The sequence below is a fragment of the Acidiplasma cupricumulans genome (genome assembly GCF_001402935.1).
Lineage (GTDB): Archaea > Thermoplasmatota > Thermoplasmata > Thermoplasmatales > Thermoplasmataceae > Acidiplasma > Acidiplasma aeolicum.
In genome coordinates this window covers 1-14,561 of record NZ_LKBH01000279.1, presented here as the reverse complement: position 1 = coordinate 14,561, position 14,561 = coordinate 1, and the positions used below count along the sequence as shown (strand labels likewise).

Here is a 14,561-nt window from a genome sequence, read left to right as displayed (position 1 = left end):
TAAATTAATTTATACTAGATTAAAATACGTTATAGGTTTAAATGATATCCGTAATTCTCGGTCTTCAGTTTGGTGATGAGGGTAAGGGCAAGATAACCGATTTTTTAAGCGGTTCATATGATGATGTCGTGAGATTTAATGGTGGTGCAAACGCCGGGCATACCGTTGTAATATCTGGAAAAAAATATAAGTTCCATTTAATACCATCCGGTGCACTTCAGGCAAAAACAGTAATACTCGGGAATGGCATGGTTATAGATCCTGATGAATTATTATCAGAGATTAAAATATTAAAGGATTCAAATAGGGATATAAATATTAAAATAAGCATGAACGCCCATGTTGTAACAGAAATGCATAAGTGCCTTGACAAAAAGGAGGAATCTGTAAGATCAAAATTAAATATAGGCACCACATCCATGGGAATAGGCCCAACATATGAGGATAAATATGCAAGAACCGGAATAAGGATTATTGATCTTTCTGATATAAATATAATAAAACAAAAAATTGAAACCATTTATAAAATGAAAAGGGAACTTTTAAGGGATTCAAAATTTAATGATGAGAATGAAAGGGATAAACTTGCAATGAGCCTTTATAATCTGGGCAGGGAAATAATAAAATATGTGGATTATACCGAGGAGCTAATAAATAATGAATATAAAACTGGAAAAAACATACTTTTTGAGGGCGCACAGGGTGGCATGCTTGATATTGATTTTGGCATTTACCCATTTGTCACATCCTCAAATACAATATCCGGTGCACTATCTGCAGGGTCTGGTTTCTCTTTTAGAAAGGTTAACAAGGTCATTGGTGTTTTTAAGGCATATCAATCAAAGGTTGGTTCTGGCCCATTTCCAACGGAGATATTAAATGATTCAACATTAAGGGATCTTGGAAATGAGTATGGAACAACAACTGGCAGGCCTAGAAGGGTTGGATGGCTGGATATACCATTGTTAAAATACACGTCCATGCTTAATGATGTGGACTGCCTTGCAATAACAAAAACAGATATACTTGGGAAGCTTAAAAAAATAAAAGTTGCCACATCATATATTTTGAATGGCAGGGAAATTAATTATTATCCAAAAAACCTTTCTGACTTTGACAATATTGAGGTTAAATATGTGGAATTTGATGGCTGGGGGGATCTTGATGCTGAAAAAATAATAAACGAGGGTTATAATGCCCTGCCAGAAAATCTTAAAAAATATCTTGAGTTTATAGAGAATGAAACGGGAATAAAAATAGGCATTATATCACTTGGCGAGGATAGAAAAATGACACTTATAAAAGAAAATATTTAATTAATATAATGCAATTGTCTTTCACATTTTAATGATTTTTATTAAATCATTAATAGATAAAAAGCTCCGATGGTGTAGTCCGGCCAAGCATTCCGGCCTTTCGAGCCGATGACTCGGGTTCAAATCCCGATCGGAGCATATATGTGTGATTAGTTATCATGTTTTCTTGCGAAATATAATGCCAGGGCAGATGGTATAAGTACCCATATGAGGCCAACCACCATTACGCTTATTATATTAATCCCAAGTGATGGTGCTGAAATGCCATCATAGACCCCTGATTTAAATGCCGTTATAAGTTGTGGGTAATATGCCGGGGATATTGAACCAAGTATTAATTCATCCCTATAAAATGATGATGCTGCAGAAATATGAAGAATAAGCGGTATTAATAATATTAATGTTGACCACATGAATCCAAGTATAAATAAAAAGGCAATGCCCACTCCAAGGACCTGCCCCTGCGTTTTAAGGAACTGTGATACAAGATACATTAGGCCGGCAAAGCCCACGGCCTCAACAAGATATCCGGCAAACAAATCAATAAATGTGCCTGAAGAGATAAATGACCCGGTATATTTGTACAGTATTATATCGGCCACACCAAGTGCGATAAGAAGTCCGGCGATAAAGCTTATTGCATTGCCAGTAAACCTCGAAATGAATAATTTACCGCGTGTTACAGGCCTGACAAGTATTGATTCCATAACACCTGACATTTTATCCCTGCTGTAATAATAATATGCAGAGAATATACCAAGTATCGGGATAAATAAAATACCAAAAAATGTTGATAATTCGCTGTTCAGTATTGCGCCTGGTTTAATATTTACATATTCATAAGGGATGGTGAAAACTAAATTATTCGTGCTGTTTGCTATGTAAACGTTTACAAATTTATCCTGATCTGTTTTACTAACCGGGATGTTTATAAAATCCATATGCTTTGCAATTGTTTTGTAAAATGTTACATTCTTCATATTTAGGGTACTGCTGTAATATGGCTCAGACGTAATATTATAATAAACATTAACATTGATATTGTAATTAAAAGGTGTATAAACCAGATAACCAGTTTGTGAAATATCACTTTTATTTTGAATGGCAAGTAAATATGTAAAGTTTCCTTTATTATTAAAATAATTTAGGCCAAAATCCGGGCTGTAAGGAAGAAATCCAGTAAAATATTGTTGATTGCTGGTACTGTTATATGTTAAATGATAAACCTGCCCGGGTTCTGCCACGCCGTGATCGTAATATGCGGTAAGGTTTAATACAACGCATGCATCAAAGGAATTTTTAATTGTTTTATTGAAATAACCATTTGCATTTGTTTTTCCTGTAATCTCCATGGGATTGATGCTCTTTGGAGATGATGTATAATTGTATATATAAGCATGCGTGGTTAATCCAGAAACAGGATTTCCATAGCCATTTACAGCATATTCCGTTATGGTTAGATTGCCATTTTTTGAACTGATTGAGGGCATAACAATTGAGGTTCCTGATGGGTCCCTGCTGGAAGTGACGGCAACTGCCGTGTATGCTGAGAGTGCCGTGACAATTATTAATAATATTATGATAATTATCGTGAATTTCCCTGTTAATGTTCTTTTTATATCGTAAATAAAAGGTTTCATGTATTAGTTCACCGCCTTTAAGAAATATTCCTCCAGGGCCTCGCTTTCCCTGGATATATAAAAAACCCTGTAACCGGACTTTACAAGTTCGCTGTTAACCTCAGATGTATCAAGATTTTTTGATGCGTTTCTTATAAAATAAAATGAATTCTCAAAAATTACATCACCATACCCCTTTAGAACACTGTTAATATTATTATCTGGATTCCTTATTCCAATCTTTATTACAGTATTCCCAAGATTGGCCAGATCGTCCCTTTCCAGTATTTTAATAAGCCTGCCCTGTTTAATGATTGCGATTCTGTCTGCGACATTCTGCAGCTCAGTAAGTATATGGGATGATAGGAACACACATTTGCCCTCCTTTTTGAGGCTTAGCATTAAATCCCTTACATCCTTTACCCCCTGTGGGTCCAGGCCGTTTAACGTCTCATCAAAAAGATAATTATTGGGATTGCCAATAAGCGCCGATGCTATGGAGAATCTTTTTTTCATCCCCTGTGAATACATCTTTAATTTTTTGTCTGCATACTGGTAAATACCAAGCTTCTTTAACAATTCTATTGCCCTTTTCTCGGCATCTGCAGAATTAATTCCATAAAAACCTGCATAATACTTAAGCAGCTGCAACGGTTTGGCGTCCAGTTCAAAATTTGGAAATTCTGGAACCAAACCTATCTGCATCGATGCCATAACCTTATCATTTACAATATTGTGGCCATCAACCTCGATGGAACCGCCGGTTGGGAATATTAATCCGGATATTGCCCTTATGGTGGTGGTTTTGCCCGCACCATTAAGCCCAGCAAATCCCATGATCTCACCGTTTTTAATCTCAAGTGTTAAATTGCTTACAGCCATAAATTTATTGTAGGATTTGCTGAATTCCCTAAGATTAATCATAAGAAAGCAATGGCTAAAAATATTTAAATATTTGCATAAAAATGACATAATATAATGTGTATATTGTAAGAAAATCACAGGTCAATATATAAATAAATTTATGACTTTAATGAATTTCTGGCGTTATGATATTTAAATGGCATTTGCCAGTAACATTATAGCAGAAATAATAGTGCACCTAAATTAGGGATTCAATTCCGGGAGGTAAATATAAGGATTTAATAGGATTTAATCCGTTGCAATGAATGCCAGCACCCAGAAATATTAATATAACCATGTTAGGGCGGGCAGGTCAATCAATCAGGGAGGATTAATGCCATGCATCATATATTACCAGTACTGCCTGTTTTTGGCAAAATCGGTTTCCGCCTTGAGGAGCCTCTTAATCAGATCCTCCTCATTGAGGTATGAAACCTCAAGTATTCTTGAGGCTGTATCAGGTCCAACCCCCCTTGCAGCCATGACCATAATTGCGGTAAGACCACGTTCCCTTACAAGATGCGCGTTCTTTATTATCCTTTTTTTAATTAACGTATCATCGATATTTTTTATTGAATCCTCATCGAATTTTGATACCGATGCAACAAGATGTGAATGGCATACAGGGCATTTTATATCCCTTATGTCCCTAATTTTTAATGTTCTTTTATTACCGCATGATGTGCATAAAAGTATAACCTCTTCATTTAATAATCTGTTTTTAATTGATTCAAGTATTGTCTTGGTGGGCTTTAGTGGCATGATCCTTTCAGAATAATGGGATAAAAATATATTCGATGATTCGGATATTTTATCCCTTAGTATGAATTTCACGCCTTTTATTCCCTTTAAATATTCGGTAACAGCATTTATGTCCATGTAATCAAAAATAAGTTTTCTCATGGAATCCTCATATAATGGCGTATTAAAATATGCATCAACAATTTTTTCAAACCTTACCCTGCCTATATCAGCGTCATTTGTTATTATTCCAAACTTTCTTGCCTCGTATAAAAAAACATTATTAAAGAACCTTGACCTTCTCGCAGATGATTTAATATATCCATCAATGTTGTTAATATCTATATTTTCAATAATTTTTTCAATATCAGATGGTGCAATGTTCCTTGAGACCTTAATATAAATATGATATGGTGAGTAGTCCATTTCGACGCTCTCACCAGTAACCGATGTTAATATTCCGGATAATATCTCGCCAAGTGTAAAATTTCCAAGACTTCCCAGAAGAATCTGGATTATTATTTCTCCAGCATATGATTCTATTATTATTTTATCCAGTGATGCTATATCGTTTTTATACCAGTTCAAAAGTGCATCAGCACCTCTTTTATTTATGAATCCGGGAATTTCATGATTCTTTCTATTTTCTGATACCCTTGATGTGGTTTCAAACAAAACTGGTATTTCCTCTCCAGTCCAGTGAGGGGCTATGGCAGCAGTTGGAAATGGTTCAACATATATTTTGCCATCCTGAATACGAATTGTCCTCCATGTTGCACCCCGTATGATAAAAAAGGACCCTGGTTCAATTTCATTTACAACATATTTTTCATCCAGTGTTCCTATGAATTTTTTATTAACTGTATCTATTACACTGTATGTTTTATCGCTGGGTATCATTGAGATATTTTCAATATAATATTTTAAAATTGAATATCTTTTTATTATGTACTCCCCGTCTATTATCAATTTTTTTGTACGGTTTAAAAGCTCGATAACAGAATAGTATTCTTCAAAGGACAGTTCCCAGAATGGATATGCCCTTTTTATTATGTTGTAAAAATCCTGATATTTGATCTTTTTGGCATAATTCAGTTCGAGCATAATCTGATTTGCAACCGTCGAAAGGGAATTTTTCCTGATCATTACATTTTCAAGATTGCCGCTGTTAATGTTATCAACAATGGCCACGGCCTCCTCGAGTTCTATTGTGTCATTGCATACTATAATGCCCCGTGAGGTTTTTTCAAGTGAATGCCCTGATCTCCCAATACGTTGGACCATTTTATTTATCTGTCTTGGTGAATTAAACTGTGCAACAACATCAGCGGTTCCAATATCTATGCCAAGTTCCAGCGATGATGTGCATATTATGCCCCTGATCTTATTGGTTTTAAAATCCATTTCTGCAGTTTCCCTGCTTTCCTTTGATAATGAACCATGATGAACCTCCAAATCCGGATGATTGATCCACAATGATAGCCTGAACGCCATGTCCTCTGCAACATATCTCCTGTTAACAAACACAATAGTGCCACGGTTTTTTTCAACTATATGATATATTTCAGATATACAGCCAGCATACTGGGGGTCGCATCCCATTTTTTCCGAAATTTCAGGGTCTGCAGGTTCTGGATAAATCACGGATATATCCATTTTTTTATTTATTGATGGTTTCAAAATCTTGATATTTCCCTCAGGTGCAATAAATTTGGAAAGTTCATCCTCGTTTTTTACAGTTGCCGATAAGCCTATTATCTGGATTTTCCCCGCTATTGACTTCAACCTTTCCATGGCTATTGAGAATTGTGACCCACGTTCATTCTGGGCCATTTCATGAACCTCGTCAATTATAACAAACTTTACATTTTTTAAATGGCCCCGTAGTTTTTTTCCGGACATCATTAACTGTAATGATTCTGGTGTTGTTATTAATATATTTCCAGGACTTTTTGAGATTTCATCACGCTGTGACTGGGTTATATCGCTATGCCGTACCTGAACCTTTATGTTTAGATTATCGCAGTATGTATACAGCCTTGACAGCATATCCCTGTTTAATGCCCTTAAGGGTGTTATATACAAAAGTGATATGGGTTCTGGCCTCTCCCTAAATATCCGGTCAATAACAGGGAGCAGGGCGGCCTCTGTCTTACCAGACCCTGTGGGTGATATTAATAATATATTATTTCCTTTTAGTATTTCAGGTATGGCAATTCTCTGGGCCTCTGTGGGCTCTTCTATGCCGTTTTTTATTAAACTTTCTTTTAATTTCGGATTTAATAAGGCAAAAACATTTTTCAGAGAAAGGGACATTTCTTTTATAAATGCTGTAATATTATTTAAAATATTATAATTTTGATGCAAAAAGGACCATAAATATTACAGAATTTAAAACTATTGCATTATAATACAATCAGGACCAAATTTCAATAAATATTTTAAATAAATAATAATATACCCCTATGCTATTGCCAAAGAAATTATTTTTTACAAGAGGAATAGGTCGCGGTGAAACACAGCTTCAATCATTTGAAAACGCCCTACGGGATGCTGGTATAGCCCCCTTTAATATAGTTAGTGTAAGTTCAATATTACCACCATATGCTGAAATAGTCGATAAATCTGAGGGGTTGAAACTTCTATCCTACGGTCAGATTTTATTTACAGTGCTTGCGAGAAATTCTTCAAACGAATTAAACAGGATGATATCTGCCGCAATTGGTGTTGCAGTACCATCAGACAGGGGGAAATGGGGATATTTAAGCGAGCACCACACCTTTGGGCAGACAGAAAATGAGGCTGGCCATTTTGCTGAAAAACTTGCAGCTGAAATGCTGGCCAGCACCATGGGCCTTGATGACCATTTAAAATGGGATGATAAAAAGAATGAGTATGTTCTTGATGATAAGATATTAACTACAAAAAATATCGCGGCAACCACTGTTGTTTTAAAACCTGATGAGTGGGCAACGGTGATAGCTGCTGCAGTTTTAGTGGTGTAGGAATATGGATGCATCTATAGAAAAGAAATGGCGTGAGGAATGGTATAAAAATAGGGTTTTCGAACCTGAGGTAAATGAGAATTTAAAAAAGTTTTTTGTAACCGTACCATGGCCGTATACAAATGGGTCGCTCCATGTTGGGCATGGAAGAACCTATACCCTTGGTGATATAGTCGCAAGATATAAAAGGCTGATGGGGTATAATGTGCTTTTTCCAATGGGGTTTCATGAAAGTGGCACCCCAATTCTTGCATTTGCAGAAAGGCTTGCAAACAATGACCCTGATACATTAAAACTTTATAGGAGCTATCTTTCAGAATATGAAAGTAAGGAGGATATAGATAATATAATAGAATCATTTAAGGACCCAAAAAATATAGCTGATTACTTTTCAAAGGTGATAATAAAAGATTTTTCGGATCTTGGCTATTCAATAGACTGGACAAGAAAATTTACATCTGCTGATAATTTTTATCAGTGCATTGTCAGATGGCAGTTTAACAAGCTTAATGAGCTTGGATTAATAAAAAAGGGAAATTACCCCATACTTTACAGTATTAAGGATGAAAATGCTGTTGGCGAGGATGATATTAAGGATGGTGATACCGATAAGGTTAGCATAGAGGAATTTACAGGTGTGTTATTCAAGGGCAATGATTTTGATCTGCTTGCAGCCTCATTAAGACCAGAAACCCTTTTCGGGGTTACAAATATATGGATAAATCCTGATGCCAGATATGTTGAAATGAATTATGAAAATAAAAATATTGTACTTACATACGAGGGCTATGTCAAATTTTCACTTCAGCACGATAACGTAAAATATATAAGAGATGTTGAAAACAGAGAGATCTTAAATAGAAAATTTAAGGTTCCTTTATATAATGCCATGGTTCCCGTTTTCCCTGCAGTATTTGTGGACCCAGATAATGGCACCGGCGTTGTTTATTCTGTTCCCGGACATTCCATATTTGACTATGTTTATTTTAAAAGGAATAAATTAAATATGGACATAAAAAAGGTTGTGGAAACACCTGGAAGCATAAATGTCGAGAGCCTTGTTGAAAAGTATGGTTTAATGGAAAATGATGAAAAATTAAAGGATGCCACACAGGAATTATATAAGGAGGAATTTTACAATGGAAAACTGATTAATTCTGGAAAATACACGGGTTTAACCGTAAATGAGGGCAGGGAAATAATTAAAAATGATCTTATAAAGGCAGGACTTGGACTAATATTCTACGAAACCAGCAGGAAGGCGGTGACAAGATCAGGCTCCAAGGTTATAGTTGCTGTTATAAGAGACCAGTGGTTCATAGACTATTCACAGGACTGGCTTAAGGAGAGGGCCCATGACCTAATTAACTCGATGAAATTTTATCCAGAAATGTACAGGAAGATAATGAACGATGCCATAGACTGGCTAAGGGAAAGACCCTGTGCTAGAAGGCGTGGCATAGGTACAAAACTTCCATTTGATGAGAGATGGGTTATAGAGTCCTTATCCGATTCGACAATATATATGGTTACATATACAAATGCCAGGGAAATGCGCGGTATTTATGATCATCTTGGAGATATCCCTGATGACATAATAGATTATGTTTATCTTAATAAAAATATAAACCTTGAAAAATATGATGATTATGTAAAGGGAAAGGCAGAAGCTGCCAGAAGACAGTTTAATTACTGGTATGGAAATGATCTTAGAATTACAGCACCACCACATATTTCAAACCACCTCTCATTCTTTATAATGAACCACGCGGCAATATTCAGTGGAAAATATTTACCGGGTGGTCTAATGTTTTCAGGCATAGTAATATCAAACGGTGCAAAAATATCTAAAAGCAAGGGAAACGTTATATCTCTTCTGCAAATCACACAGAGGTACTCAGCAGATCTTTACAGGCTGTTTATTGCAGTTGGTGCCGATGTCTCATCAATGCTTGACTGGAACGAGAAGGATTTATCATCTGTATATAAGCGGTACGAAAACTTTCTTAATTTATTTGAAAAATACACAAATCCAGAGGACTCTGATGATTACATATACAGATGGTTTTATTCATCGTTTTATTTACATGTAAAGGAGTTTCTGGAATACATGGAATCAATGAAGATAAGGGATGCATACATATCAGTGTTTTACAGTGTAATGAATGATTTAAAAAACGTTGAAAATAGAAATGCTGATGTTAATATTGCTCTTAAAAAAATTATGCACGACTGGCTTATAATAATGAGTCCTGTAATACCATATTCATGCGAGGAATACTGGCATAGATACGTTAAGAATACATTTGTGAGCGGTGAAAGGCTTGACATTAACATAGAAGATAGGATCGATTATAATATTATTGAGTCAGAAAAATATGTTGAAAATGTAATATCGGACATAAAGGAGATTTACCGTGTCATAAAAAACCAGGGAGAAAATGTTTTAATTACAGTATATGGTGAAAAACAAATAATGTTTCTGAAAATGTTTAATAGTAAGACTGTTGAAGACACATACAAAATAATGATAAAAGATTACATTAAAAATAAGAACAGAATATCTGATAGGTATCTGGATGAATATAAAATACTCATGGACAACATTGATTACATTGGCAGATCCACAGGATTAAAAATTAAAGTTGAAAGGAGCGATTCAATTGGGGTTAAAAATCCATGGCCGGGAAGGCCACTTATTAAAATATTTTAATTATAATCCATATTTTTTAAAGCTGGAAATTTAAATATCAAAAACTATTATTGCATGGTTTTTATCAGGCATGATTTCAAGGTCATGGTATGTTGCTGCCTTAATTATATATTCATAATTTACCTTTTCTGGAATGTGCATTCCCAGTAATTTGCCGGTGACACCATAAAAATCATCAACGTTTAATTTAGAATTAAAAAATAATGTATCCTGAGTTTCAAAATAAAATAGAACATCATTAAGAAGATTTATGAGGAGGCTTTCATAATTGTTAGTATGTAACTCTATATTTTTTTCCACCTCAATTTTAGGATTATGAACTTTAATAATAGACATTGACATGGCATAAACTGCATTATTAAATATTTCTGTATAGGTTCTACCATAAACCTTAATCTTAAGATCTCCAGTATCCTTTAAAAGCCTGTATCTCATAGAAGTTAAAAGTACAATAAAACAAAAATAATAAATTTATTCCTCACCAGGGTTTACTGATGAGATCATGGGTATTTCATCCTTGTCAAGGTCAAGACCTATTTCCTCTGGTCTTAGGTTCCTTCCGATGCTCTTTTCATAGAACCTTATTATGTTCTTCTTTTCCTCAACTGTGTATTTTCTGAAATATTTGTCCTTCTTCAGGTTTATACCTGTCTTTTCCTGGTATACATCTGCAGGTATTGAATACTTCCTCTGTGTTGAATCCCTGTAAAGCTCTGGTATTACATTGAATGCGCAGAATGGTATGACCCTTCCATCAGGCATTGCATAATGTATATCACATCTTTCCACTCTATCAACGTCATATGTGTATGGATCCTGGAAATGCATGAATCCTATGAATAGGGACTTGTAGTGGAATGCCTTTAAACCATGGTAATCGCCCTCTGTAAAGGCATTGTAAACCATATCCTTTAATTTGAAATCCTTTGGAGCCTTTTCATAATCAACGAATTTTTTAAGATGTAATAACAGTTTTGTTACTGATTCTGCCTTCTTTGCTGTTTTCCATTTTGAGTACTTTATATCCTCTCCTAATTCTGAAAGATATTCAAACATACCCTTGACATCCACGAACCTTGTTACGGGTATAATCTTCCCGTTATCAACGAATACGTAGGTACCCATACCGCAGGCAAAGTGTATTGATAATTTGTATGTTGGGTGGCCTTTTAATGCCTCTATGAAGTTTGATACCTCTGTTGTTGCCGGCACAGTAAAGAAGTCTTCCCTGCCTATCTGGCCATCAAGCTGCTGTTCTATTTTCTTGATTGCGCCTGGTATGGTTATTCTCTGCCTTGCCCTTGCACGGTCGGACATCCTGCCCACAAGGCTCACTGGCTGGAAGTTAACACCCCTTACGACATCTATGTTTGATACGGCAAATTTAATCATATCACCAAGATACATATCATTTATTCCACCAATGACTGTGGGTACAAGAACAACACCCATGGGCGCCTTTTTATAATTTTCAAGGGCCATTGGTATTTCCCAGAAGTTTTTGGGGTTTGATCTCGGGGTTGGACCGTCGAAACTTGTATAAACGACATTTGATCCGGCCTCCCTTGCCCTCTTAACAAAGTCTGGATCATAGGCTGCCCTTACACTGTTGGTGTTCATCTGCACATGCTCGTAACCCTCCTCTCTGGCTATTCTTATGACGTCAATTATATCGTCCCTTAATGTTGGTTCCCCACCTGTTATCTGAACAGCATTTGCACCAACAGGTTTCTCGTTTCTCATTCTTCTTAGCATTAATCTTATCTGGTCAAGTGATGGCTCATATATTGGCTCATTCTCCTTTGCATAGAAGAAGCAGTACCAGCATGATAAATCACATCTGTTTGTTATAACAACATTTCCCAATCCTGTATGTGATTTATGCTTAACACATAATCCGCAGTGTGTTGGACATATAATCTTATCTGCATAAACCGCAACGTTTGGATTAAGTATCTTTGTTCCCTCCTTGTCTTGGTATTTGCTTGCCTCAACATACATATCATAGTCTTCCCAGTATTTTTCCTTGGTAATACCATGTTCGGGGCATTCCTTTATTAAATTAACCTCACCGCCCTCCTCATAAACTATTGCGGGTATTCTCATCTGATCAAATTTCTCCTCATCTGCACATATTGGGCAAAGACTTTCAGTTACTCTTAATACAAGCATATCGTCGGTGATTAAATGCCCCATCTCACTTAAGAATTCATCCACTGTTTTGAATGGAGCGTTCTTGCTTATCTCGAAATTACTTGACAGTCTAACCTCGAGATTTTTTCTCTCTTCTGCCATAACCATTTTTAATTCACCTTTTGAACTAATTTAGTTAAGCAAACATATACATATATATCTTTTGTCTTATTTTTTGCTAATAATGAATATTGCTAAGTAGCTTTTGGAATTACAAAAATTCCCTTTAAATATTAAAATAATTTTATTTTGTAACAATAGTATCCTTAAAAGCTAATTAGGTTACGATTTATGTTAACCATGTTAACAAACCTCTTTAGAAGTTATCATCTCTTTGATGCTTAAACTTCCTGGATATAACCCAATACCCCCCGAGCCAGTCAAATGCTTCGGGAATTTGCTTTTTTATAATGTTGGATGAAGCCTGCAGGTCAGCATGTATTAATGCCTCATTAGCAGACCGAATACTCCTCTCTTTATTCTTTTGCCTAAATATGTTTCATGCTTTTCAATGCTTTCACCGTCTAAAAATTGGCATTTAGATGTGTATAATTCCTCATGTATGATTATATTTATGTTGTGTTCTTTAACTTTATATTGTATCTGATTTATAAGCATGTTAAATGGTATTTGAACAAAGTTCTGGTTGTCCTTTTTGCTAAGATTTACATTTTGTTTCGATTCTTCATTATGGCCTATAGCTATTGTATCAATAATATAGATAATTATTGAAATTATTCATAATATGCATAAAGTTCAAAAAATAAACATGAAAATATTAAATTATATTTATTGCTTTCCATTGTTTAATTTTACAGCCTTAAGCACCTGCCTGTAAAGTGAGGTTATATTTATTTTATATTTTACCTTAACATTTTGTTCTGACAGGTAATCCTTAACATCATCCAGTGTTATGTTTGACTTGTTTTTTTCAAATAATTTTTCAAGAAGGTCGGGTATCATATTATAAAGTTTCTGTCTTTCTTTCTTGCTATCCTCCTTTTCTATAACCTTCTTAACATTTTTATTTACCTTGTCTATCTTATTTTTTATTTCTGGTTCAACCCAGAAATCAAGATTGATTCCTTTATACTGCCAAAATGATTTAATGGCATCGTCCATATTATAATGGGCATATCCATTTAAATCATCATTAATGTACTTTAGCATTTCCTGTGTCAGTGTGTCTACAGATTTTTCATTTACCTCCTTGTTTAATGGCAATACCTTTTTCTCATCAGTGTCCTCAAGCAGGTCATCAAGACTAAATGTATTTAATTCTGTAAATTCTGGAGCCTCCTCATGATATTTATAACCCACATCATTAACTATATACATTATATCCAGTTCAGCAATTTTATTAAAAAGTTTCTTCTCCTGTGTATATTCCAGATCTATATCCTCATCCTGGAATCTCTTAACTGAAAGGACAATTGAATGAACATTATTGGCCCTGCATGTATCAAGGAAATTTTTCCAGTTACCCATACGTTTATCCCATTCAAAGCTTATGACTATGTCCACATCTATTGAATAATAAACATTAAGCTTCATTTTTTTTGAATAATTTAATACATTGGCCAGTAAAGAATCCATTTCATCTTTCATGATAACTCACGGTGACAATAAATAAGACTAAACGCATATAAAAATATTTTGAATGCAGAATGAATTTTTTTATTAAAAAAATATAAAAGAATTAAAATTCAAATTTTCTGTTGATCATTTCATTGTAGTAGCTTTCATATGTGTATTTTCTTAATAAGGGATAGTAATTAAGATTGAATTTTTTAAGAATTTCACGAACCTCCTTGGAGGAATATGAGACGTTAAATTTCTCCTTGATATATTCCTGAACCTCCTTGACGTTGCATATCTTCTGATTTTCAATGCAATGTCTTAAGGTTTCCATGTCTTTTTTGCTTAATTTGGGTGGCCTCCCCATATAAGTCCTTAAAACAACAACTTTTTTTGTTTCAGGGTCTATAACTTTCATGGACTCCTTTTCAATTGTTTCCATATCTTTTTCACCCTACAATTATATATATACTGTTTATTTATAAAAACATTT

General features: G+C 34.8%; 11 protein-coding genes and 1 tRNA gene. 4 read left to right on the top strand and 8 right to left on the bottom strand.

The window, feature by feature from the left end:
• The first annotated feature begins 41 nt into the window (after nt 1-41).
• Both AOG55_RS07680 and AOG55_RS07675 read left to right on the top strand, forming a co-directional pair.
• The gene (locus AOG55_RS07680) at nt 42-1,316 is read left to right on the top strand and encodes an adenylosuccinate synthase (RefSeq protein ID WP_055041131.1); all 1,275 of its coding nucleotides are present in this window, start codon (nt 42-44) and stop codon (nt 1,314-1,316) included.
• A gap of 63 nt (nt 1,317-1,379) precedes the next feature.
• Nucleotides 1,380-1,454: transfer RNA gene (locus AOG55_RS07675), tRNA-Glu, on the top strand.
• A gap of 11 nt (nt 1,455-1,465) precedes the next feature.
• Here the strand turns inward: AOG55_RS07675 and AOG55_RS07670 are convergent.
• The 3 genes from AOG55_RS07670 to AOG55_RS07660 all read right to left on the bottom strand — a co-directional run bounded on the left by AOG55_RS07670 (nt 1,466) and on the right by AOG55_RS07660 (nt 6,895).
• Nucleotides 1,466-2,956 (bottom strand): ABC transporter permease subunit, encoded by a 1,491-nt coding sequence (locus tag AOG55_RS07670; protein WP_055041130.1) that lies wholly within the window; start codon nt 2,954-2,956, stop codon nt 1,466-1,468.
• Nucleotides 2,957-2,959: 3 nt separating this feature from the next.
• Nucleotides 2,960-3,859 carry an ABC transporter ATP-binding protein gene (locus AOG55_RS07665; protein ID WP_055041129.1) on the bottom strand — a complete coding sequence of 300 codons (900 nt, stop codon included), beginning with the start codon at nt 3,857-3,859 and terminating at the stop codon, nt 2,960-2,962.
• Between the two features lie 330 nt (nt 3,860-4,189).
• On the bottom strand, nt 4,190-6,895 hold the full coding sequence (locus tag AOG55_RS07660; RefSeq protein WP_055041132.1) for a DEAD/DEAH box helicase: 2,706 nt from the start codon (nt 6,893-6,895) through the stop codon (nt 4,190-4,192).
• A gap of 149 nt (nt 6,896-7,044) precedes the next feature.
• Here AOG55_RS07660 and AOG55_RS07655 point away from each other — a divergent pair, with 149 nt between their 5' ends.
• Nucleotides 7,045-7,584 carry a pyruvoyl-dependent arginine decarboxylase gene (locus AOG55_RS07655; RefSeq protein WP_048100799.1) on the top strand — a complete coding sequence of 180 codons (540 nt, stop codon included), beginning with the start codon at nt 7,045-7,047 and terminating at the stop codon, nt 7,582-7,584.
• A gap of 4 nt (nt 7,585-7,588) precedes the next feature.
• Nucleotides 7,589-10,297, top strand: coding sequence for a leucine--tRNA ligase (leuS, locus tag AOG55_RS07650; protein ID WP_055041128.1), 2,709 nt, complete (start codon nt 7,589-7,591; stop codon nt 10,295-10,297).
• Nucleotides 10,298-10,327: 30 nt separating this feature from the next.
• Here the strand turns inward: leuS and AOG55_RS07645 are convergent, their stop codons facing one another.
• The 5 genes from AOG55_RS07645 to AOG55_RS07630 all read right to left on the bottom strand — a co-directional run bounded on the left by AOG55_RS07645 (nt 10,328) and on the right by AOG55_RS07630 (nt 14,510).
• Nucleotides 10,328-10,732 carry an archease gene (locus AOG55_RS07645; RefSeq protein ID WP_048100797.1) on the bottom strand — a complete coding sequence of 135 codons (405 nt, stop codon included), beginning with the start codon at nt 10,730-10,732 and terminating at the stop codon, nt 10,328-10,330.
• A gap of 36 nt (nt 10,733-10,768) precedes the next feature.
• Nucleotides 10,769-12,598, bottom strand: coding sequence for a tetraether lipid synthase Tes (gene tes / locus AOG55_RS07640; RefSeq protein ID WP_236688994.1), 1,830 nt, complete (start codon nt 12,596-12,598; stop codon nt 10,769-10,771).
• 333 nt (nt 12,599-12,931) lie between these two features.
• Nucleotides 12,932-13,195, bottom strand: a complete 264-nt coding sequence (locus tag AOG55_RS09205; protein ID WP_255350860.1) for an IS200/IS605 family accessory protein TnpB-related protein — start codon at nt 13,193-13,195, stop codon at nt 12,932-12,934.
• An 84-nt stretch (nt 13,196-13,279) separates the two neighbouring features.
• The gene (locus tag AOG55_RS07635) at nt 13,280-14,098 is read right to left on the bottom strand and encodes a hypothetical protein (RefSeq protein ID WP_048100796.1); all 819 of its coding nucleotides are present in this window, start codon (nt 14,096-14,098) and stop codon (nt 13,280-13,282) included.
• 91 nt (nt 14,099-14,189) lie between these two features.
• The gene (locus AOG55_RS07630) at nt 14,190-14,510 is read right to left on the bottom strand and encodes a winged helix-turn-helix domain-containing protein (protein ID WP_048100795.1); all 321 of its coding nucleotides are present in this window, start codon (nt 14,508-14,510) and stop codon (nt 14,190-14,192) included.
• Between the last annotated feature and the right edge of the window lie 51 nt (nt 14,511-14,561).

Excerpts from the sequence above, each read along its gene's own strand:
- AOG55_RS07680 (WP_055041131.1), top strand. The coding sequence starts at position 42 with ATGATATCCGTAATTCTCGGTCTTCAGTTTGGTGATGAGGGTAAGGGC.
- AOG55_RS07670 (WP_055041130.1), bottom strand. The coding sequence starts at position 2,956 with ATGAAACCTTTTATTTACGATATAAAAAGAACATTAACAGGGAAATTC.
- AOG55_RS07665 (WP_055041129.1), bottom strand. The coding sequence starts at position 3,859 with ATGATTAATCTTAGGGAATTCAGCAAATCCTACAATAAATTTATGGCT.
- AOG55_RS07660 (WP_055041132.1), bottom strand. The coding sequence starts at position 6,895 with ATGTCCCTTTCTCTGAAAAATGTTTTTGCCTTATTAAATCCGAAATTA.
- AOG55_RS07655 (WP_048100799.1), top strand. The coding sequence starts at position 7,045 with ATGCTATTGCCAAAGAAATTATTTTTTACAAGAGGAATAGGTCGCGGT.
- leuS (WP_055041128.1), top strand. The coding sequence starts at position 7,589 with ATGGATGCATCTATAGAAAAGAAATGGCGTGAGGAATGGTATAAAAAT.
- AOG55_RS07645 (WP_048100797.1), bottom strand. The coding sequence starts at position 10,732 with ATGAGATACAGGCTTTTAAAGGATACTGGAGATCTTAAGATTAAGGTT.
- tes (WP_236688994.1), bottom strand. The coding sequence starts at position 12,598 with ATGGTTATGGCAGAAGAGAGAAAAAATCTCGAGGTTAGACTGTCAAGT.
- AOG55_RS07635 (WP_048100796.1), bottom strand. The coding sequence starts at position 14,098 with ATGAAAGATGAAATGGATTCTTTACTGGCCAATGTATTAAATTATTCA.
- AOG55_RS07630 (WP_048100795.1), bottom strand. The coding sequence starts at position 14,510 with ATGGAAACAATTGAAAAGGAGTCCATGAAAGTTATAGACCCTGAAACA.